The following is a 20,429-nucleotide window of genomic DNA, read 5'->3' as shown; positions in this document are numbered from 1 at the left end:
GTCATTGATAATTATGTAAACAAAGGGGTAATGGTATGCAAAAAGGAGTAAACCGGGTAGCGCTTATCGGAACTGGATCTGTCGGGTCCAGCTATGCTTTCGCTCTTTTGAATCAAGGGGTTACCGAAGAGCTTGTCTTAATTGATTTAAATAAGGAAAAATCTGAGGGGGATGCGATGGATCTTAACCACGGAATGGCATTTGCCCCATCCCCGACGAAAATATGGTATGGAGATTATTCGGATTGCCGCAACGCCGACCTGGTCGTTCTATGTGCCGGAGCAAACCAGAAGCCGGGAGAAACGAGGCTTGACCTTGTTGAAAAGAACACGCGGATTTTTCAATCGATTGTCGAACAGGTGATGAAGAATGGTTTTGACGGAATCTTTCTCGTCGCGACCAATCCGGTTGACATTTTAACCTATGCGGTTTGGAAATTTTCAGGGCTTCCAAAGGAACGGGTAATCGGGTCTGGAACGCTCCTGGATACTGCGCGCTTCCGTTTTCTGCTTGGCGAATATTTTCACGTTGATACCCGAAATGTTCATGCGTATATTATTGGTGAGCATGGTGACACAGAGCTTCCGGTCTGGAGCCATGCTGATATTGCAGGCAGATCTGTCTCCGATTGGATTGAGAGCCATGCCGAGATTCGCAGTGATGATTTAGAGGATTTATTTATCAATGTGCGTGATGCTGCATACCACATCATCCAGCGAAAGGGTGCCACTTATTATGGTATTGCGATGAGCCTGGTCCGGCTTACTAAGGCTATTTTACAAAATGAAAACTCTGTTTTAACGGTTTCCGCTTATTTGCACGGCGAATACGGGCATAAAGATATTTATATTGGCGTTCCGGCCGTTGTCAATCGAACCGGAATAAGAGAAATTGTTGAACTTGATTTGACCGAAGAGGAGAATGAGAAATTCACCCATTCTGTAGATGTGCTGAAAAAGGCAATGGACCCTGTCTATAAAAGGAAAAGTTAATTGAAGGGACCATTGGCCTTGTTCATGAATAGCCATGTTCTTCTATAGTGCCGGCGATTTCAGCGCGGATAAAAAAAGCGGTTATTCATCAAACTAGTGCAAGGAGGGATGTTTATGATCAGGATAATGTCTTCAATTTTTTTAATTGGAACCGCAGGTTATTTTGTGTTTAAAAATCGTTATAAGTTAGTCAATTCGGCGATGCGAAGTCCAATAGGCCGAAGGTTTTTCGTTGCTTCCCTGATGAGTATTCCGGGAGTCAAAAACAAAATGATGCAAACCGTATTCTCAGGACCTGCCGGCGGTAAATGAAAAGACCGATGCAGGTCTCTTTTCAGAAAAAAAGTAATCAGAATTGTTACACATACCCTTATGATTTTCTTAAAAACGGAATATACGATTTGTATTTATACGATAAAATAAGTTTTATCAGGGCCCGTGCTGAAACAAAGAAAGTAGGGGGAAAATTGAGCTTTCGGGAAGATTATTTATTTTGGAGACTCGCTCTTTATTTCATTTCCAAGCAACATTACCGGATCGTTCAGCTATCCAATGAGCAAACCGAGCTTTGGCTTGAAAAAACTGAACAAAAACAGGCGCAAATCATCAGACTGGTGAGATACAATCTTGATTGGGGAAATTGGCTGCAACGCGATATTGAATTAACGGCGACGAATGGGGAAAGGATTCGCAAGCAGCTTCGCCACCGTGAATTGAAGGTTGTTAATATTTATGTAACCCCATATCCCCCTGTAGATGATTATTCGTTTCATATTGAGAAGCCGTATTCACACCCGGATTTACCGAAGACCATGGTCTCAACCCATATCATCGACCGGGCGAACGGGCTTTCGGCACTCGAAGCTGTTGGACAATATTTTCACGATTCAATTTCATTCACTGCCAATGGGGAATATACGGAACAGGACGTCGAGGCGGTTAAGCAAGCGGCATTGACCGAGGCTGTAAATAAGGCCAAAAAAGAAAAAGCCGTTTTTGAGTACGGCAGACCGTTCTTCTCCTACATTTTTATCGCTATTCAAGTGATGATGTTCCTTATTCTTGAATTGAATGGAGGCAGTACAAACACTGCAACGCTTATCGAATATGGTGCGAAGTCCAATCCGCACATCATTGCAGGCGAATGGTGGCGGTTTTTCACACCGATTGTCCTTCATATCGGCATCCTTCATTTATTCATGAATACGCTCGCTCTTTTCTATCTCGGCCCATTGATAGAAAGGATTTACGGCAACATACGGTTTGTTGTGATTTACTTATTTGCAGGGTTTACCGGGTCGCTTGCCAGCTTCGCATTCAGCCCGAGCCTATCTGCCGGGGCAAGCGGAGCCATTTTCGGCTGCTTTGGCGCTCTCCTTTATTTCGGGCTCATTCATCCAAAGCTATTTTTTCGGACGATGGGCATGAATGTCATTGTTGTGATCGCAATCAATCTTGGATTGGGATTTGCTATTCCGGGAATTGATAACGCCGGTCACATCGGTGGTCTTGCTGGCGGCTTTTTAGCAGCGGGTGTCGTTCATTTTCCGGAAAAGAAAAAACTTTTAATGCAGCTGCTATTTTTAATTCTAAGTATTGGCTCGATCCGATGGCTGTTAAATTACGGATATGAAGAAACAGCAAGAACGAGGGATGAACAATTGGTGCTCTCACTTGCAGGGAAATATGCCGAATCGCAACAATACGATCAGACATATAAAACACTTTTAAACTATCCAGAAAGTGAAAATCGTTCAGCCCAATTTTTGTATGCACTGGCCTTTACGGAATTAAAACTGGGAATGAATGACGAGGCGAAAGGCCATTTGCTCGAAACGATTGAAAAGGAGTCACGCTTCGATGAGGCTCATTATTATTTAGCATGGGTCTTATTTACAGAACGAAAAGTTCAAGAAGCACAAACCCATGCAGAAAATGCAGTGAAAATCAAACCATCCAACGAGGAATATCAACAGTTATTAAAAAGGATTAACGATTATCCTGAATCCGCTGCCGGAGGATAACGGGTTCCCCGTCAGCTGTTTCAAAAGCAGCCAATAAATGAGATTTATCTTTTGCAATCAAAATCACAGGCATGGAACTATCAGTTGGATCAATGATAGTTCCATCCTTTTTTTTGATGCCTAAAAAATAGTTTTATCGGACGAAACAAAAAGAATAAGGAAGCCGTTATTATTAAAAAAGCAGAATCTGACCCTTTCTTTTCATAAAAACACCTCATTTATCTACCGGGGTGATTGGTTGTCCTTTACAAGAAAAATATATGTGAAGCTATCGGAAGAAATGCTGACGCGTATGTTTTTTCTGATACATGTCAATGATGGAAGTATCAATAAGGAAAACTTTGGATTTGTTGGATACTGTTTTTAGAGGTGAAGTATGGATTTAAGACCAAAAGTACCGGTGAATGCACGAATAGGCGAAAATATTGCCTTTATGCGGAAAGAGCTGGGAGTCGGCAAAAGTTTCGACGTGATCCAGATTGATGTTGAATACGCTGAGAGGAAGATGGCGTTTTATCTGATAGACGGACTGGTAAAGGATACAATTCTGCATTTCATCATGGGGCAGCTGGCGAAACTTGAAAAGGAACAGCTTGAAAATGAACCATTGGAACAGCTCCTCAAAAAGTATATTCCCTATATAGAAGTGGAAACGACCGATGATCTTAATTCAGCGGTCGATACCGTTTTGGCGGGACCGACGGCACTGTTGGTCGACGGCGTCGATAAGGTGATCATGATTGACGCCCGTACGTATCCGGTTCGGGGACCTGAGGAACCAGATATTGAAAGAGTGGTCAGGGGTTCAAGAGATGGATTTGTCGAAACAATTGTTTTTAATACCGCATTAACAAGAAGAAGGGTCAGGGACCGCACGCTAAGAATGGAGTACATGCAAATCGGCCGTCGTTCTAAAACAGATACGGCGATCTGCTATATAGAGGATATTGCCGATCCGGACACCGTTAAAAAACTGAAAGCTTCCTTGTCAAAAATCGACACTGATGCATTGCCGATGGCGGAGAAAACGATTGAAGAATTCATAGCGGGACGGCATTGGAATCCATATCCGATGGTCCGTTACACTGAGCGCCCGGATACTGCAGCAGCCCATTTATATGAAGGACATGTAATCCTGATAGTTGATGGCTCACCAAGTGTAATCATTACGCCAACTACTTTCTGGCATCATCTCCAGCATGCCGAGGAGTATCGAAATAAACCGCTGATTGGAGCCTATTTAAGATTGGTCCGCTTTATAGCTGTATGGGCTTCAATCTTTCTGTTGCCTCTTTGGTACCTGTTCGCTGCAAATCCGGAGTTGCTGCCTGAAAATCTCTCTTTTATAGGTCCGAATGAAGAGGGCCAGGTTCCGCTCCTGTTACAATTTTTACTCGCTGAAGTGGGAATCGATTTGCTGCGAATGGCGGCGATTCATACACCATCATCATTGGCGACCGCTCTGGGACTGGTAGCAGCGCTAATGATCGGTGAAGTTGCGATTGAAGTCGGGCTATTTATAAACGAAGTGATCCTTTATCTCGCTATTGTTGCAATCGGTACATTCGCGACCCCAAGCTATGAGATGGGCCTTGCAAACCGCATTGTCCGCATTATCCTCATGCTGGCAACAGCTATGTTTGGTGCTTACGGATTTGCAATTGGTGCTACACTCTTCATTATTATCCTGGCGCGATTGCAATCGTTTGGGGTTCCATATTTATGGCCATTCATTCCATTCAACGCACGGGCATTTCGTGAAGTACTGGTCCGTGCACCTATTCCTTTGAAAGACAGGCGGCCGCGCATGTTGCATCCAAAAGACCCTGACCGGTAACCGGTTTGGTCCAGTTACATAAAAATTTTGCCATTAAAAAGTCTTCTTATTGAAGGCTTTTTTATTTACTGAATCGGGTCACATTCTTCTTGAGCAAGCCATCGCTTTAGACTATACTTAAATCGTGATCGCATGTTCTATTATTCACAATCAGCGAGGTTAAAAAATGAAATCGATATACGATGTCCAACAATTTCTGAAAAAGTTTGGAACGATCATTTACATAGGGGACAGACTGGCAGACCTTGAATTTATGGAAGCTGAATTAAAGGAGCTAAAACAATCACAGCTAATTGATGAAAAACAATTTCAATCAGCACTGCTCTTGCTTCGCAACGAAATAGCCAGAGAATATGATAAACGAAAAAATCGCTAAAAGAAAAGGTGAAGAGGATGTCAGAAAAATGGATCGCGGGTGTTGACCTGGGTGGAACTACCACTAAACTTGCTTTTATCAATCTTTACGGTGAAATTATACATAAATGGGAAATTCCAACCGACATCGCAAATGGCGGGAAAAATATAACGACAAATATCGCAAAAGCGATTGATCAGAAACTGGTTGAGCTTGACCAGCCGAAAGAAAAGCTTCTCGGCATTGGGATGGGCGCTCCAGGCCCGGTCAATTTAACAACCGGCGTCATCTATGAGGCGGTTAATCTCGGCTGGAAAAACGAATATCCGTTAAAGGATTTACTTGAAGTGGAAACTTCCCTTCCTGCAGTCATAGATAATGATGCAAACTGTGCAGCACTGGGGGAAATGTGGAAAGGGGCGGGGAACGGGGCGAAGGATCTCGTGTGCGTCACTCTTGGTACCGGTGTTGGCGGCGGCGTGATTGCAAATGGTGACATCGTCCAGGGCGTTAACGGGGCAGCAGGAGAAATTGGCCATATTACGTCCGTTATCACCGGAGGAGCTCCTTGTAACTGTGGAAAAACAGGATGCCTCGAGACCGTAGCATCCGCGACAGGAATTGTCCGGCTTGCTTCTGAAAAGCTTAAAGGCGCAGAAGACAAGGGCGAGCTTGTTGATATCTTTACCCGCAATGGGGAGATTACGGCAAAAGATGTTTTTGAGGCAGCCACTAAACAGGATCCGCTTGCTGAAGAAGTTGTTGCCGAGGTTGCTTTTCATCTCGGACTGGTGTTAGCCAGCATTGCCAATACATTGAACCCGGAAAAGATCGTGCTTGGCGGCGGTGTTTCAAAAGCCGGAGACATTTTGCTCAATTCCGTCCAGAAGCACTTTGTAAACCATGCCTTTCCCCGGATCGCTAAATCAACGCAATTAGCCCTCGCAACGTTGGGAAATGACGCCGGGGTTATCGGTGCCGCCTGGCTTGTCAAAAATAAAATCGATTAATATTCGGGTCTTATTGTAGAAGAGCTCGGGAATTTTGGCTGGCTAGTCCAAAATTCCTTTTTTTTATCCAAACCGCAGGTAAGACACGTGTCAGGCAGACTGCAGACAGCCATGAATAAAGTTTCAATTTTCTGAAATTGGACAAACGTGAAACTTTTTTGTGTTTCAAACGTCTAATGATTTGGGTATGAAAAGAGAGCTTAATATATAATTCTATAATATTAGTTTAAAATGGCATTTGATTTTTTGTAAAAAAAGTATTAAGATTATGTTTGGTTACTTCACAGTAAATCCTTATTTTGTAAAAACAAATGTAACATTCCATATCTGTGCATGTAACAGGGAGGGTTAAAACAGAATGCGAAAATTTAACTGGTCAAAGATATCGTTGATTGCGATTGCGACGGTGCTGCTTTGGCTTAAAACCTATATCGTCTATAAAACTAGCTTTGATATTAAAATTGAAAACTGGAAGCAGGAGTTTATCTTATTTATCAATCCGCTAAGCTTCCTGTTATTTATTTTCGGAATCAGCTTATTTATGAAGGAAAAGAACAGAAACCGCTACATCTTAATTTCCAGCTTTTTCATTTCGTTTGTGTTGTTTGCCAACGTAGTATTTTACCGTTTCTTTAATGACTTTTTAACGGTCCCTGTACTGTTCCAAACAAGCAATATGAGCGATTTGGGAAGCAGTGTCAATGAATTGCTTTATGTAAGTGATTTACTTTATTTTGCAGACTTTGTTATTTTGGCTCTGCTCATTAAATTTAAGCCGAAATTCATCATGGTTAAGGAATATTCAAAGGTGAACCGCCGCGTGTTTTTTCTTGTCTCGATTGCGATAGCCTTTTTTAATCTGGGCCTTGCCGAAACGGAACGGCCACAGCTGCTGACACGAACCTTTGACCGTGAAATTCTTGTCAAAAATATCGGTACTTACAATTACCATCTTTATGACATGTTTTTGCAATCGAAATCGTCTGCACAGCGTGCTCTTGCTGACGGCAGTGAATTAGTCGACATCGACAATTATGTCCATGCCAACTATAAGGAGCCTAAAGATGACATGTTCGGGATTGCGAAAGGCAAAAATGTAATTGCAATCTCAATGGAATCGATGCAAAACTTTGTGATCAACGAAACGGTAAATGGAGAAGAGATTACACCGTTTCTCAATGATTTTATCGGAGAGAGCTATTACTTCGATAATTTTTATCACCAAACGGCCCAGGGGAAAACGTCAGATTCAGAGTTTCTTTTGGATAACTCCCTTTATCCGTTAAGCCGTGGTGCAGTTTTCTTTACACATTCCGGAAACGAGTTTACGGCCACACCGGAAATTCTCGGCAATAACGGCTATTATACGGCCACACTGCACGCAAACAATAAAAGCTTCTGGAATCGGGACATTATGTATGATTCCCTTGGCTATGACCGTTTTTATTCAATGATCGATTATGACATCAGAGAGGAAAACTCTGTCGGCTGGGGCTTGAAGGATATTGATTTCCTTGAGCAGTCTGTCCAGCATTTAAAGGATATGCCGAAGCCGTTCTATTCAAAATTCATCACACTGACGAACCATCACCCTTTCGAATTGGGGGAAGAAGATAAATTTATTCAGCCTTATACGTCAGGTAATAATACGGTAGACAATTATTTCCCTACAGTCCGTTATACGGATGAAGCGATTAAGAACTTCGTCCAGAAATTAAAGGATGATGGGCTCTATGAAGATTCAGTTATTATCCTTTATGGCGACCACTATGGAATTTCTGAAAACCATAATAAGGCGATGACCGAATTTTTAGGAACAGAGGTCACACCGTTTGTCAGCACCCAATTGCAGCGTGTTCCTTTAATCATCCATATTCCTGGTCAAGAAGGAAAAACGATCTCGACTGTATCAGGTCAAATCGACTTGAAGCCAACAATTCTGCACCTTCTCGGCATTGATACGAAAAAGGATATTCAGTTTGGGGCAGATTTGTTCTCGGCAGACCGGATGGAATTCACTGTACTGCGTGATGGCAGCTTTATCACGAAAGACCATGTATACACTCGGGAAACTTGCTATGACAAGAGTACTGGCGAGCCGGCAGCAGACCAAAATGCGTGTGAGCCTTACATGGAAAAAGCGAAGAACGAACTTGAATACTCTGATAAAATTATTTACGGTGACTTGCTTCGCTTCTATGAGAATGAGAATTATCGAAGTGAAGATAGTGGATTGAAAGAAAACAACGAATAAAATCGAGGCCTGTATCTTATTAATCGGATGCAGGCCCTTTTTCTGCAGAAAAATCTGGCTGCTATCCATTTAGAGGCTCAGGTAAGTTGCTTCAATGTTGAGAAATCCCGGCCATCGGCAGTCATTTTAAAAGCCTTTCGATCATAAATTATGGTGTAATGGAAGGGGTGAAAAAACAGTGAAAGTTCGCGTCCGCGCGGGGGATTCCCTCTGGTATTATAGCCAGCTATTTCGCATGCCGCTGAACTTGATTGTCGATTCAAATAACCTGGCTACAGCAACCTCTTTACAAATTGGGCAGGAAATCAATATTCCCGGGTTTACTGCAGTCACATATTCAGTAAGAAGAGGGGACACTTTCTGGCGATTGGCAGCTGCGAGGAATTTGTCAGTAGATGCTTTGCTCCTTTTAAACCAAACTGTAAATCCAAATGTTCTTACGATTGGGCAGACGGTCTTTTTGCCGAGAAGGTTAACTGAGCCAATTGTGTTCGGGAAGAAACCATACGACTTTAATACATTAGCCACGGACATAGAAAAATTGCTGAATGTTTATCCGTTTATGATCATAAATACGATCGGTTCAAGCGTATTGGGAAAGCCGATCCAGGAAATTAAGCTTGGCCGCGGCAGGCGTAAAGTTCATATAAATGCCTCCTTTCATGCTAATGAATGGATTACAACCGCTATATTAATGAGTTTTCTAAACACCTATCTGCTGTCTTTAACGAATATGAATCCGGTCCAAGGCGTTACTACCATGAACTTATACAACAGTGTTGATCTGTCCATCGTACCAATGGTCAATCCTGACGGTGTCGATCTGGTCGTAACAGGGCCCCCTGAGGAAGTGCGGGCAAGAGTGATCGAAATAAACAGGGGGAGCACGGACTTTACTGGCTGGAAAGCAAATCTTCGCGGTGTTGATTTAAATAATCAATTCCCGGCAAACTGGGAAATCGAAAAAACACGAAAACCGAAATCACCGGCGCCGAGAGATTATCCCGGGGTTGCCCCGTTAACTGAACCGGAAGCGGTTGTGATGGCAGAACTCGCCAGAACCAGATCTTTTGATCGTCTGCTTGCTTTTCATACACAAGGGAAGGAATTTTATTGGGGATATGAAGGGCTCGAACCTCTGGAGTCTGGGATAATCGCAAATGAATTCGCGAGGGTAAGCGGTTACAGAAAAGTTCAATATGTCGACAGCCATGCTGGCTATAAAGACTGGTTTATTCAGGATTTTCGCCGGCCTGGATTTACGATTGAGCTTGGTAAAGGGATAAACCCGCTGCCATTATCCCATTTTGACGAAATCTATACAGACGCGCTCGGTATATTTCTGGCAGCCCTGTATATGTGAAAATCCACTATTATTTCCAGAAATAGCTTGTATTTTTCGCCTATTATCATTAACATAATTGTGAAAGCGGTCTATGATCATGAAACGATCTAGGAAAAAGCCGATAGCCGGCTTTTTTTCTTTTAACATTTTTCAAAATCTGTAACATTCACGGTTCTGTAACGTACTGATTATTAACTGATAAAGGCGGTGTGGGAATGGGGAAAAGGAAGACAACGAGAAAAAAATATTATAATTTTATTTTTTTGTTTTGCATCATCATTTTCACAACGATATTATCTTCCTGTTCACAGGAAAAAGAATCAGAACCCCATTCGGATATAGAGGAAAAGGATATCGGCAAAAACCCTCCAGCCCCATCCTTTTGGGATGAACAAGCGATTACTCCTATTAAAATACCCGACGGCGCCTTCAATAGAGTCAATGGATGGATTGATAATGAAACGGTACTGTTTACAACAAATCTTAGCCAGGGATCCAACGTCTATACATATAATTTAAGATCAGGTGAGAGCAGCCTGCTATATGAAAGCCGGAACCCGATTGTTGATGTCCACATTAGTCCATCAAAGCGTCAGTTCCTGATTCATTCAGCACCTTCAACATATGCAGGAGTCATCACTGTCCTCGATCGTTCTGGAAAAGAAACGTTTTCCAAGCAGATAGAATCATTTGAGCTTGCCCTTGAATGGAATCCATATGATGTAAATGCTATTCTTGTATCGTCTTTCGCCGAGGACTGGACTTACAGTACTTATTTATTAAATGTCTCAGGCGGCGAGCTAACAAAGGTGAATTTGCCGGAACCGTTTGCTCATTGGCTGAACAACAAAGAGCTTGTGTTTCTGGACTGGGATGAAAACAATCCCGGACTGCTTGCTCCACTCGTTAAAAAAGAAATCGACAAACCCGGGGAGACCGCTTTATTTGAAAATATCATAGAAGTTTCGACATTCAAGAATTTGTTAATCACGGTATCAGTAAACAGGGAGAAGCCGGATCAGGCCATTTATACCTTTTTATCAAATGATTTAAAGAAAGTAGCCTCCATCAGTTTTCCACACTTATCAACGTTTTCAGGCTGGCTTGTCCCCCATTTTGACTTTATGGAGACAGCACGGCGCTTTATTACATTCCGACCGCTCTCAAGTGGTGAAGCGGACAATTATGCAAGCGGATTTCAGCTCGTTTCCCATGATCTGAAAAGCGGAGATGAAACCATTTATTTTCAGGGGATGGATAATGAGCCTATCAGTTGTTCCCCGGACGGGATGATGTGTCTTGTCGGCTACCAGCTGGAAAAGCTGCTTATTTTGAACGCAAAGAAGGTCATTCCGTTAACCAAAACCGACGTTTGACTTGAGATTTTTTCTCTCTTATGAAAAGATGAGTAAAAAGCAGTGAGGTGATCAAATTGGCAATTGCAGATGTAACCGTTATCCCGATCGGAACCGATTCTCCCAGTGTCAGTGAGTATGTTGCAGACATTCAAAAGGTATTACAAAGATATGAAACAACAGGGAAAATCAGATACCAGCTGACCCCAATGAATACGATTATTGAGGGGGAACTTGCTGATTTATTTGAAGTGATTCAGGCGATGCACGAAGCCCCCTTTGCGAAAGGGCTTGCCCGGGTAGCCACAAATATTCGCATTGATGATAGACGGGATATAGAAAGACGCATGGAAGAGAAGGTAAAAAGAGTCGAGGCCCTGCTCGAAAGTGAAGGGATTTTCTAACTATATAAAAAAGGATTGCCTGTAATAAACGGGCAATCCTTTTTATAAAGCTTTTGCTTAGTGCGCAGTTGGAAAACCATGGTGGATGACCGTCATAATCGAAAACCAGCCAAATACAACGAACGTTCCAAGCGCGAAAAATAATCCGAGCAGATTTTTGTTCTTAAGAGAAGTGTAGCTGGCGTAACCTGCCAGGAGTGTAACTAAAGCAAAAATAATAACAAGTCCCATAATAAAACCTCCTTCACTTTAAAGCCGCGGTAAGCCTTTTTTCGTTCAGGTTTCAATTACCTGTATGTAACGGTTTTTTTATACATTCGTATTTATTTTATAATTTTTCAATGGGTTTGTCGAGATCTAAAAATGACACTTCTATGTTATACGCTTTTGCAATTCTGCCGATCAATTCCTGGTCATGCAAAGTAATAAAAAACAGTTCAACGTCATTTGTTTTTGTTCTGGCAACTAGGTGTTCTTCCATCTGCAGTTGGGCCATTTCTATTGCTATTTTATCACCATTGATAATCAGAAAACAGCTTACCATGCTTTTAAATAAGTAATGATTTTGTTTCTTGCTGACAAAGCCATAATCGGGAAAGACATCCTCGGTCGTTGCGTTTGCCAGCAGAATGAGCATATGGACATCTTCATAAAGCTCACCTTCAATCAGAAGGTTTTTGGCAAGAGTACATGCATCAGTTGACCGATAAATAAATATTGAGTCATGCTCATCCGCCGGGCTTGTTTCAAGCCGCACCAGCTCAATAAATTCAGGGACGTGTCCAATAAGATGATTTGCTTCAACACCATAATGAATAATCATGCCGATCTCCTTCCTCCTTATTTTCAGATAGTGTAAAATAATATTAGCATAAACAGCAAATGGAGGGTTTAATTGTGAAATGGATTCAAATACCGCTTGGCCCGCTGCAAACGAATTGCTACATCATTTATACTGACCGTAAATCATGTTTAATCATTGACCCTGGTGAAGAAGCCGGGAAGCTGTTCAGCGCAATTGAGGCGGAAGAATTGAAGCCTCAGGCTGTTTTGCTAACACATGCGCACTTTGATCATATTGGTGCCGTAGATGCGGTTAGAGAAATGTTTGATATTCCCGTCTATGTTCATGAAAAAGAAGCGAACTGGCTTGGCGATCCGACTTTAAATGGCTCTGAGTTTTTTATGGCTGGAAAAATCCGTGCAAAAGCGGCAGACCATTTTCTTGCTGCAGCAAATGAACGAACGATCGGTGATTTTAATTTTCAGGTGTTCGAGACACCCGGTCATTCACCTGGAAGTATTTCCATTTATTTTAAGGAAGCAGACTTCGTTGCAGCAGGAGATGCCTTATTTAATGGCAGCATCGGCCGCACTGACCTCCCCGGAGGAAATCATGATCAGCTCATTAAAAGCATTCATGACCACTTGTTAACATTGCCTGAAGAAACCGCAGTCCTGCCAGGCCATGGGCCGACAACGACAATTGGCGCTGAAATGGACGGAAACCCGTTTCTTAACGGGTTTTAAGACTAGACAAAGAAAACCCCTTCTCAAGAAGAGAAGGGGTTTTCTGGGGGATGTTCTATTCATAATGGGAGGGGATAAGTTTAAGCTATAATCTTACAATATAATAAAGATAACACTATGTCAATGGTGAAAACATAATAAAGGAGTAATGATGTTGTTAAATTATCTAAAAAATATGATTTTTTCGACTTCTTCAAAAATGATTACATATGCTGACTATATTTCAACAGCATTGTACCATCCGGAACTCGGCTACTATATGAAAGAAGGAAAAAAAATCGGTACGGGCGGAGATTTTATCACCTCAAGCAATATATCCGACGTGTACGGAAGGGCAGTGGCGAAATGGTACAGTGAGATTGTAAAGGAGATTAACTTGCCAGCGAAGGTTTGTGAACTTGGAGCAGGGAATGGAAGATTTGCCACAGCATTCATCGATGAGTGGAAGAAGTTGACTGACACACCACTCACTTATTTTATTGTGGAAACCAGCCCATATCATCGAAGCATCCAGCAGGAACTAATTGAGCTTGGGCCGGTTTGTCAGCAAATCAGCGCTCTTGACGAAATAGAGCCATTCTCTGGAATGATTTTTTCAAATGAGTTATACGATGCATTGCCAGTGCATGTAATCGAAAAAAAAGACGGCGAATTTTCCGAAATCATGGTTGCGGAATCAACCGGAAAGCTAATTGAACTAGCAGTCCCTTTGCAAAATTCACAAATCACAACGTTTCTAAACGAATATGACCTCGAACTTCAGGAAGGCCAGCGAATTGAAATTCCCCTTCAGATGGCGGAAGTCGTTTCAGCAATCGCGAAAACATTGGAAAAAGGTATTGTGGTCACTGTTGATTATGGTTATACAAATGAGGAGTGGGAGGAACCATCAAGGAGAAAAGGCAGCCTGAGGGGTTATTTTCAGCATCAAATGGTCGATAATGTTTTGGAAAGGCCCGGTGAGATGGATATTACAAGCCATGTTCACTTCGATGCGTTGATTAAACAAGGCAATGAGAGGAACCTGAAGTTTATCGCAAAGCTGAGACAGGACGAATTTCTGCTTTCTGCCGGCATATTGGACGTGCTTCGCGACCATTTTGACCCAAACCCATTCTCTGCTACAAGTAAGCGGAACAGGGCGATCCGCAGCCTGATTATGCCTGATGGGATGAGTGCTGCTTTTCATGTAATTGCCCAGGCAAAGGGGCTTGATTTTCCGGAAGAAAGGATTCTAATTGAAAGGCTTTCATAGCGGGCATATGGAATCGTGCGGACGGGTTATGATTTTTTGGCACAAAAAAAGCGCCAAGCTTGCCAGCGCTTTTTTCGTATTCACATTTAATGGCCGCCAGCACCCGGCGTCATCATAAAGGTCGTCCAGTAGGTAAAGCCGGCGAAGAAAATTGTTAAATAGGCACCAAAAACATAAATATACATGCGCTCGGAAAGCTTTAAATAACTTAAAAGTACGAAAAATCCTGTTTGACCAAAGAAAATTAAGGACATCGCATACATGTCACCTAAATAAAACATAACTGCAAATATACCCGTCCAGAATCCTAACACTCTGTACATACGATCCATATGTATCCCTCCTTTACCCTACAAGTCCCATCATTACAATATTATAAAATAAATGCAAGCAAATTGTAAATATCGGATTGTAGTTAGTTGGTGACGAATGCCTGGTAGGTGCATGATTCACAGCCGGAAAGCATGTTTTCTTTTTCCACAAGATCAACGGATTCAAACAAAGATTCAAACATTCCTTTTAAAAATTCGTAATGCATATTGCAGACCGCCTCAGTATGCTCAACGGCAACCTCCTTAAACGGACAGTTAAATATTTGAAAGTAAATTTTTGTTTTGTCCTCGCCAGCTTCCAGTTCTGGATAAAATCCAGCCATCGTTGAAGCACTCTTCAGTATATTTACTTTCTGGTCGAAGCTGAGCTCTTCACTGGAATGGGAGTTTCTTGCTGTTTCCTGTTCAATCAATTCGGTTCCAAATTGCTTCCCTGTCAAATACAGGGCTTTTTTCCCTTCTTCACCGAGGTTAAGCATCGTTTGCAGAGCAATTTTTGAAAGGAGCTGGTAGTCACGGAACGGAAAATGGAGTTGGATCACATCGTCACTTAAACGATATAATCTGCTCGGCCGTCCGCCTTTCCCCGTTTTCTTTGTCTCGGAAACTAGCATATTCACATCTTCAAGCTTTGATAAATGGAGTCTTGCTACGTTAGGGTGGATGTCAAATTCGTCGGCAATTTCCTGGACTGTCACTTCTCTGTGCCACTTTGTAATGTATTGATAAATATAATACCTTGTTGGATCGGATAAAACATTTGTAACTCTTAATGTTTGTTCCATCAAAGCTCACCTCAGTCAGATTTTTTTCCCTTAAGGGTGGCAAGTCCGTCATTTTCCCCGAGCACGCATTACCGCCCGTAAAATTTGATTCGCTCCACTACCCATCCGCGGGATGGATAAGCCCCCGAAGCGGAGGTTTAAATTAGTTCCATTATAATACAGCGCTCGTAGCATTGGAATGAGGTTAACACTGTTATCACTATATGTTTAGAAAATGTTCACATTTACAGAGCTAGTTTAGGAGTAAATATTATACATATATTATATAAAAAGTATACATTGTGTATAATAGAGGTTTATTTGCTGGAACTTCGAAGAAAGCGGAAGATGTGATGAGTGAATTAACTATTGATTTGCCTTATTAAACTTTAATTAATACTCCAATTGATAGCCGTATTAATAAAACTGGGCTAGCTGGATTCGAACCAACGCATGACGGAGTCAAAGTCCGTTGCCTTACCGCTTGGCTATAGCCCAATAGAGGGATTTTGCGATTATGGAAAGGTACACAAATCACCATGTTAATTGCGTAATAACTATTATGGAGTTTTTCGAAAAAAAATATACAAAAAAATTGTCGATAAAGAAGGAGAAGTAAATAAGTTTGTCGAATAAAACTAATGATCTAAAAGAAAGGCGGTGTTTAAGGTTGTGAAATCAATCAAACAGCTGGCTGATCGGATTATCAAGGATGCAGTCCAGCATCATGCTTCAGATATTCATATCATTCCCCGGAAAGAAGACACCCTGATCCAGCTCCGCATGGCAAACAAACTGATTCCAAGACAAACTCTCCCCAAAAAAGATTGTGACCGATTAATTGCCCACTTTAAATTCACAGCATTAATGGATATTGGCGAGCGAAGGCGTCCCCAAAGCGGTGCTTATTCATGTTTGATCGACGGCCAAAAAATCGGGCTCCGGCTCTCCACACTCCCTGCCAGCAATCGAGAAAGCCTTGTTATCCGGCTCCTGCCCCAGAACAAACAAATTCCCTTCTATCAAATTTCCTTATTCCCGTGCATGACCCGAAAATTGACCGCTCTATTAAAGCATGCACACGGCCTGATCATCTTCACAGGTCCAACCGGCAGCGGCAAAACGACTACCTTATACTCAATGCTGAACGAATCTTCCCACGTTCTTAACCGCAATATCATTACCCTTGAAGATCCAATTGAAAAGGAAACAGAATCTGTTTTGCAAGTACAAGTCAACGAAAAGGCTGGTATCTCTTATTCAAGTGGATTAAAAGCGGTTCTCCGTCACGATCCCGATATCATTATGGTTGGGGAAATCCGCGACGGCGAAACCGCAAAAATAGCTGTACGAGCGGCGCTTACTGGTCACCTTGTCCTGTCGACCATGCACACGAGAGATTCCAAAGGTGCCATTTACAGGTTGATGGAATTCGGCGTTAATTGGCTAGAAATTGAACAGACGCTTGTCGCTGTTACCGCGCAGCGGCTGGTTGAATTGGCCTGTCCATTTTGCGAAGGAGAATGTCCGCCAATGTGCTATTCCTATAGCAAATGGAAAAGAGCAAGCGTCTTTGAAATGCTGACGGGCAACGATCTTTATGCTGCTTTAAAGGAAGCAAAAGGCGAGACTTCCGAGCCGGCTCCCTACCGGACAATAAAAAAAGAAATTATGAAGGGAATCGCGCTGGGATATGTAGTCGAGTCGGAATATGAGCGCTGGATTTTCGCAAATGAAGAGAAATAGCTGGACTGTCGAAGAGCAAGCCTATTTTTTAAAGCGCACAGGTGAACTTCTTGGGCGCGGTTACCCATTGACTGAAGCCATTGAATCACTTATTTTTTACTTGCCGGAAAAGAAACAAAAACAGATTCAAAACTGCCTCGCTGAGTTAAAGGAAGGTTACCCGCTTTTTCAAATACTGGCCGGGCTTCATTTCCATAAAGATCTTGTTGGTTACGTGTTTTTTGCTGAACAGCATGGTGGCTTGGCCGCGGCTTTTCAGGATGCAAGCGAGATTATGTTGAAAAGAAACAAGGATTTACAACGGCTTCTCAAGCTCCTCTACTATCCGGCAGTGTTAATTTTTATCACGATTGTCTTATTTTTCTTCGTCGAAAATCTGTTGCTTCCAAAGTTTATCACTTTATTTCGCTCGATGAATCTCGAAGAAAACTTTTTCACACAGGTCGTTTATCTGTTTGGAAAGCTCCTTCCGCTTTTTTTGGCTGGGGTGATAATTGTCTCAGCAAGTACATTTCTTTACCACTTTGTCTTTTTCCGAAAGAAAACTCCTCTTGAACAAAAGAAAAAGTTGATTGTTCTTCCCTATGTTGGACCACTATTAAAAATGCTGTATTCCCATTATTTCTCTGTGCAATTGAGTTATTTGCTGTCAGGGGGCCTGTCAATTTTCGAAGCGTTACACCTTTTTGAACAAAATTCACAGCAGCCGTTATATAAGCAGGCAGGCGCAGAAATAAAAAGAAAGCTGATCGGAGGCGAGAGGCTGGAGACAATTTTGGCTTCTTTGCCGATCTTTGAGAAAGAATTGGCAACGATCATTAAACATGGCCAAGAAAATGGGAGGCTTGATAAAGAGCTGTATTTTTATAGCCGCTTCTGCCTGGAAAGACTCGAAGCACTCACGGAAAAAACGTTAAAGATCCTCCAGCCTCTTTTGTACTTGTTAATCGGCTTGCTTATTGTATCTATGTACTTGGCAGTACTGCTTCCGATGTTTCATTTGCTGGATGGTATATAAGAAAGGGGCACTAATAATGAAAAAAGAAGATGGTTTTACATTAATTGAAATGATGATTGTCTTACTTGTCATTTCTGTTTTGCTGGTTATTACGATTCCAAATATTACAAAGCATACTTCGAACATCCAGGATAAAGGCTGTGAAGCATTCATAAAAATGGTTCAGGCACAGGTACAAGCTTATGAAATTGAAAAAAACGCCCTGCCTGAAACAGTAGCTGATCTTGTTGCAGCACAGTATTTGAATAGCAATGAAACATCGTGTCCGAACGGAAAGCCGATCCAGATCGTTGGTGGGACTGTCAAGGAGAGCCCTTAATGTTAAGAAACGAAAGCGGATTTACTTTAATAGAATCTTTATTTGTATTATCAATTTTCCTCGTTGTCGCTTCTGTCTTAGTCTTCACAAATAAACCCCACTATGTCAACACACAGAAATCAATATTTTTCTCTGAATTATCAGGTGATCTTTATTTCGCACAGCAATATGCCATTGCCCATCAAGAGGAAGTGTCGGTCAATTTTATCCCCGGCGATAACTATTATTATATTCGCAACCGTGAACAGATCATTCTCAAACGCGATTATCCGAAAGGAATCACTGTGTATGAAGGAACACTTAAATTACGGTTTCAGTTTCAGGCAGATGGCAGCATCGCTAAATTCGGTTCATTTTTTGTTGATATTGCCAGCAATACCTATCGAGTAACGTTTTTAATTGGAAAGGGGCGCTTTTATATTGAAGAAGAGTAATGGCTTCTTTTTGGCTGAGTTGCTGCTGTCACTGTCTGCATGGGTCCTTGCTGCCAGCTTTCTCCTTCCAGCCGCAATGAAATTAGCTTGGCAGTCGAGCACTTTGCAGCAGGAAAACGCAGCACTCCAGCTGCTATATGAAGAGCTGCAAATGCTCGTTACTGATGGAGCCTCTCCTCGCGATTATGAAGTAAGTAAAAACGGAACAAATTTTCACGTTTACCCAAAGATGAATGCAACAGGGACGGAGGTCTGTGTTGAATTTGAAAGCCACTTCAGTAAAAAAATCAGTAAATGTGCTGCTGTTGAGCAATAAAGGATTTACGATGCTCGAAATGCTTTATGCTTTTGCTGTGTTCTTGATCATTGTCTCCTTTGTGCCCTTAAGCTATAAACTTATTTTAAATGATGAATCAATGGGATCCCGCTTGCAAACAATGGAATGGGAAGTATTTGCAAGCCAGGCAAAAAAAGAAATAAGAATGAGCGAACGAATTGAAATACAGGGTGACAAACTGTTAATTGGAAAAGGGGGGAGTATCATTTCATATGAGAAATATGGATCAAAGATCAGAAGAAGGGTAGATAATGCAGGTCATGAAATACTGCTGCAAAACGTTGCAACTGTTGAATTTAAAGGATTGCCACAGGGGGTGGTGATTTTGGTTAAGGACATATATGGCCGGGAATATTCTCTTTCGGCCAATTCGTTTATCGGGCTGGAGGTTGGCTGAGTGTCAATGAACGAACATGGGTTTACTTATCCGCTTACGCTCGGGATTTTTCTGTTGCTGTCGTTGATGCTGACGCTGAATGCCGAGCATTTCCTGGCAGAACAGCGCTTATTAAAGGAAACCGAATCCATATTGGAGCAGGAATATTACTTGATGAGTGCAGTAAAAAAGGTCGAGAACTCACTGCAAAGCGACATGCCAATCGAGCCAGCGGGGACATATTTCTTTCGGGACGGACAGGTTGCATACAAAATAGAGCCGTTGGCCGGTTCTGTTCTGCAAGTAACTTTTATATTAACGATGAAATCCGGTATCGAAACAACGAGCTACGGATATTATGACAGCTCCTTAAAAAAGATGACAAAATGGATCGAGAAAAATTAAGTGGAATGCTTCATAGAAATCGATCAAGGAAATGTTCATCAATGAAGATAGTTTAAAAAAGCAGCGATCGGGCAGACTTTTAAGAGAATAAGAAGGGAGGCAGTGTCCCGGTGAAAACAAATGATTATGTGAAATACATCACACAAAATGTCGTCAAATATATTGACCAGCCGAAGGATGTGCGAAAAAAGATCAAAGACGAACGGAAAGAGACGAAACAGCCTTTCCTGATCAGATGGTTTGGAATTTTGCCATATCTTTTTCAGCTTGGAAAAAACAATAGAAAACACGAGGCTCGAAGCAGAAAGTAATTCTGCTTCTTTTTCCGTCAATTCCC

At 42.0% G+C, this 20,429-nt stretch carries 24 protein-coding genes and 1 tRNA gene; 20 read left to right on the top strand and 5 right to left on the bottom strand.

Going from position 1 to position 20,429, the window contains the following annotated elements; genetic code table 11:
- Positions 1–35 precede the first annotated feature (35 nt).
- From CVD23_RS01570 to CVD23_RS01525, 10 genes are all read left to right on the top strand, one after another.
- A complete protein-coding gene (locus tag CVD23_RS01570) occupies positions 36–992 on the top strand; it encodes an L-lactate dehydrogenase (RefSeq protein ID WP_101575614.1) in 957 nt (318 codons plus the stop codon).
- Between the two features lie 114 nt (positions 993–1,106).
- Complete coding sequence (locus CVD23_RS01565; RefSeq protein ID WP_101575615.1) at positions 1,107–1,304, top strand: hypothetical protein; 198 nt, start codon at positions 1,107–1,109, stop codon at positions 1,302–1,304.
- Between the two features lie 155 nt (positions 1,305–1,459).
- Positions 1,460–3,016 carry a rhomboid family protein gene (locus CVD23_RS01560; protein WP_101665030.1) on the top strand — a complete coding sequence of 519 codons (1,557 nt, stop codon included), beginning with the start codon at positions 1,460–1,462 and terminating at the stop codon, positions 3,014–3,016.
- A gap of 376 nt (positions 3,017–3,392) precedes the next feature.
- The gene (locus tag CVD23_RS01555; protein WP_101664936.1) at positions 3,393–4,853 is read left to right on the top strand and encodes a spore germination protein; all 1,461 of its coding nucleotides are present in this window, start codon (positions 3,393–3,395) and stop codon (positions 4,851–4,853) included.
- A gap of 166 nt (positions 4,854–5,019) precedes the next feature.
- Entirely contained in the window at positions 5,020–5,229 is a 210-nt protein-coding gene (locus CVD23_RS01550; protein ID WP_101664934.1) for a YqgQ family protein, read from the top strand.
- Between the two features lie 17 nt (positions 5,230–5,246).
- Complete coding sequence (locus CVD23_RS01545) at positions 5,247–6,218, top strand: ROK family glucokinase (protein ID WP_101664932.1); 972 nt, start codon at positions 5,247–5,249, stop codon at positions 6,216–6,218.
- A 358-nt stretch (positions 6,219–6,576) separates the two neighbouring features.
- Positions 6,577–8,472, top strand: a complete 1,896-nt coding sequence (locus CVD23_RS01540) for an LTA synthase family protein (RefSeq protein WP_101575618.1) — start codon at positions 6,577–6,579, stop codon at positions 8,470–8,472.
- A 178-nt stretch (positions 8,473–8,650) separates the two neighbouring features.
- A complete protein-coding gene (locus CVD23_RS01535) occupies positions 8,651–9,835 on the top strand; it encodes a M14 family metallopeptidase (protein ID WP_101664930.1) in 1,185 nt (394 codons plus the stop codon).
- A 197-nt stretch (positions 9,836–10,032) separates the two neighbouring features.
- The gene (locus CVD23_RS01530) at positions 10,033–11,193 is read left to right on the top strand and encodes a hypothetical protein (protein ID WP_101664928.1); all 1,161 of its coding nucleotides are present in this window, start codon (positions 10,033–10,035) and stop codon (positions 11,191–11,193) included.
- Positions 11,194–11,249: 56 nt separating this feature from the next.
- Complete coding sequence (locus CVD23_RS01525; RefSeq protein ID WP_101664926.1) at positions 11,250–11,576, top strand: MTH1187 family thiamine-binding protein; 327 nt, start codon at positions 11,250–11,252, stop codon at positions 11,574–11,576.
- A 57-nt stretch (positions 11,577–11,633) separates the two neighbouring features.
- On the opposite strand, the gene CVD23_RS01520 is transcribed toward CVD23_RS01525, so the two are convergent.
- Both CVD23_RS01520 and CVD23_RS01515 read right to left on the bottom strand, forming a co-directional pair.
- The gene (locus CVD23_RS01520) at positions 11,634–11,807 is read right to left on the bottom strand and encodes a DUF2759 domain-containing protein (protein ID WP_101575622.1); all 174 of its coding nucleotides are present in this window, start codon (positions 11,805–11,807) and stop codon (positions 11,634–11,636) included.
- Between the two features lie 97 nt (positions 11,808–11,904).
- The gene (locus tag CVD23_RS01515) at positions 11,905–12,399 is read right to left on the bottom strand and encodes a hypothetical protein (protein ID WP_101664924.1); all 495 of its coding nucleotides are present in this window, start codon (positions 12,397–12,399) and stop codon (positions 11,905–11,907) included.
- 74 nt (positions 12,400–12,473) lie between these two features.
- Between CVD23_RS01515 and CVD23_RS01510 the strand changes: the two genes are divergently transcribed.
- Together CVD23_RS01510 and CVD23_RS01505 are read left to right on the top strand one after the other, a co-directional pair.
- Positions 12,474–13,106 (top strand): MBL fold metallo-hydrolase, encoded by a 633-nt coding sequence (locus tag CVD23_RS01510; protein ID WP_101575624.1) that lies wholly within the window; start codon positions 12,474–12,476, stop codon positions 13,104–13,106.
- 154 nt (positions 13,107–13,260) lie between these two features.
- Positions 13,261–14,361: a class I SAM-dependent methyltransferase gene (locus CVD23_RS01505; RefSeq protein WP_101664922.1), complete on the top strand. Its 1,101-nt coding sequence runs from the start codon at positions 13,261–13,263 to the stop codon at positions 14,359–14,361.
- Between the two features lie 86 nt (positions 14,362–14,447).
- Here CVD23_RS01505 and CVD23_RS01500 read toward each other — a convergent pair whose 3' ends face one another.
- The 3 genes from CVD23_RS01500 to CVD23_RS01490 all read right to left on the bottom strand — a co-directional run bounded on the left by CVD23_RS01500 (position 14,448) and on the right by CVD23_RS01490 (position 15,955).
- Positions 14,448–14,693 carry a DUF2626 domain-containing protein gene (locus CVD23_RS01500; protein ID WP_101575626.1) on the bottom strand — a complete coding sequence of 82 codons (246 nt, stop codon included), beginning with the start codon at positions 14,691–14,693 and terminating at the stop codon, positions 14,448–14,450.
- Positions 14,694–14,776: 83 nt separating this feature from the next.
- Positions 14,777–15,478, bottom strand: a complete 702-nt coding sequence (locus CVD23_RS01495) for a helix-turn-helix transcriptional regulator (protein WP_101575627.1) — start codon at positions 15,476–15,478, stop codon at positions 14,777–14,779.
- Positions 15,479–15,883: 405 nt separating this feature from the next.
- Positions 15,884–15,955: transfer RNA gene (locus tag CVD23_RS01490), tRNA-Gln, on the bottom strand.
- 174 nt (positions 15,956–16,129) lie between these two features.
- On the opposite strand from CVD23_RS01490, the gene comGA reads away from it, so the two are divergent.
- From comGA to CVD23_RS01450, 8 genes are all read left to right on the top strand, one after another.
- On the top strand, positions 16,130–17,203 hold the full coding sequence (gene comGA, locus CVD23_RS01485; RefSeq protein WP_101575628.1) for a competence type IV pilus ATPase ComGA: 1,074 nt from the start codon (positions 16,130–16,132) through the stop codon (positions 17,201–17,203).
- A complete protein-coding gene (gene comGB, locus CVD23_RS01480; protein ID WP_101575629.1) occupies positions 17,190–18,221 on the top strand; it encodes a competence type IV pilus assembly protein ComGB in 1,032 nt (343 codons plus the stop codon). Before comGA ends, comGB begins: the two co-directional genes overlap by 14 nt.
- A 16-nt stretch (positions 18,222–18,237) precedes the next feature.
- A complete protein-coding gene (gene comGC / locus CVD23_RS01475; protein WP_101664920.1) occupies positions 18,238–18,540 on the top strand; it encodes a competence type IV pilus major pilin ComGC in 303 nt (100 codons plus the stop codon).
- Positions 18,540–18,974, top strand: coding sequence for a competence type IV pilus minor pilin ComGD (comGD, locus tag CVD23_RS01470; protein ID WP_101575631.1), 435 nt, complete (start codon positions 18,540–18,542; stop codon positions 18,972–18,974). Before comGC ends, comGD begins: the two co-directional genes overlap by 1 nt.
- Complete coding sequence (locus tag CVD23_RS01465; RefSeq protein WP_101575632.1) at positions 18,961–19,290, top strand: hypothetical protein; 330 nt, start codon at positions 18,961–18,963, stop codon at positions 19,288–19,290. Before comGD ends, CVD23_RS01465 begins: the two co-directional genes overlap by 14 nt.
- Positions 19,232–19,708 (top strand): competence type IV pilus minor pilin ComGF, encoded by a 477-nt coding sequence (gene comGF, locus CVD23_RS01460; RefSeq protein WP_257987838.1) that lies wholly within the window; start codon positions 19,232–19,234, stop codon positions 19,706–19,708. The genes CVD23_RS01465 and comGF overlap by 59 nt, the downstream gene beginning before the upstream one ends.
- 6 nt (positions 19,709–19,714) lie before the next feature.
- Positions 19,715–20,092, top strand: a complete 378-nt coding sequence (comGG, locus tag CVD23_RS01455) for a competence type IV pilus minor pilin ComGG (protein WP_257987866.1) — start codon at positions 19,715–19,717, stop codon at positions 20,090–20,092.
- 110 nt (positions 20,093–20,202) lie between these two features.
- Complete coding sequence (locus tag CVD23_RS01450) at positions 20,203–20,403, top strand: YqzE family protein (protein ID WP_101575634.1); 201 nt, start codon at positions 20,203–20,205, stop codon at positions 20,401–20,403.
- Positions 20,404–20,429: the final 26 nt, after the last annotated feature.

The organism is Bacillus sp. V33-4 (assembly GCF_002860225.1).
In the GTDB taxonomy this organism is placed as follows: Bacteria; Bacillota; Bacilli; order Bacillales; family Cytobacillaceae; genus Bacillus_BJ; species Bacillus_BJ canaveralius.
Note: the sequence above shows the minus strand (reverse complement) of the source record. Positions and strands in the feature narration are given on the sequence as shown.

Coding starts and splice junctions, on each gene's coding strand:
- CVD23_RS01570 (WP_101575614.1), top strand. CDS start 36: ATGCAAAAAGGAGTAAACCGGGTAGCGCTTATCGGAACTGGATCTGTC.
- CVD23_RS01565 (WP_101575615.1), top strand. CDS start 1,107: ATGATCAGGATAATGTCTTCAATTTTTTTAATTGGAACCGCAGGTTAT.
- CVD23_RS01555 (WP_101664936.1), top strand. CDS start 3,393: ATGGATTTAAGACCAAAAGTACCGGTGAATGCACGAATAGGCGAAAAT.
- CVD23_RS01550 (WP_101664934.1), top strand. CDS start 5,020: ATGAAATCGATATACGATGTCCAACAATTTCTGAAAAAGTTTGGAACG.
- CVD23_RS01545 (WP_101664932.1), top strand. CDS start 5,247: ATGTCAGAAAAATGGATCGCGGGTGTTGACCTGGGTGGAACTACCACT.
- CVD23_RS01540 (WP_101575618.1), top strand. CDS start 6,577: ATGCGAAAATTTAACTGGTCAAAGATATCGTTGATTGCGATTGCGACG.
- CVD23_RS01530 (WP_101664928.1), top strand. CDS start 10,033: ATGGGGAAAAGGAAGACAACGAGAAAAAAATATTATAATTTTATTTTT.
- CVD23_RS01520 (WP_101575622.1), bottom strand. CDS start 11,807: ATGGGACTTGTTATTATTTTTGCTTTAGTTACACTCCTGGCAGGTTAC.
- CVD23_RS01515 (WP_101664924.1), bottom strand. CDS start 12,399: ATGATTATTCATTATGGTGTTGAAGCAAATCATCTTATTGGACACGTC.
- CVD23_RS01500 (WP_101575626.1), bottom strand. CDS start 14,693: ATGGATCGTATGTACAGAGTGTTAGGATTCTGGACGGGTATATTTGCA.
- CVD23_RS01495 (WP_101575627.1), bottom strand. CDS start 15,478: ATGGAACAAACATTAAGAGTTACAAATGTTTTATCCGATCCAACAAGG.
- comGB (WP_101575629.1), top strand. CDS start 17,190: ATGAAGAGAAATAGCTGGACTGTCGAAGAGCAAGCCTATTTTTTAAAG.
- comGC (WP_101664920.1), top strand. CDS start 18,238: ATGAAAAAAGAAGATGGTTTTACATTAATTGAAATGATGATTGTCTTA.
- comGD (WP_101575631.1), top strand. CDS start 18,540: ATGTTAAGAAACGAAAGCGGATTTACTTTAATAGAATCTTTATTTGTA.
- comGG (WP_257987866.1), top strand. CDS start 19,715: ATGAACGAACATGGGTTTACTTATCCGCTTACGCTCGGGATTTTTCTG.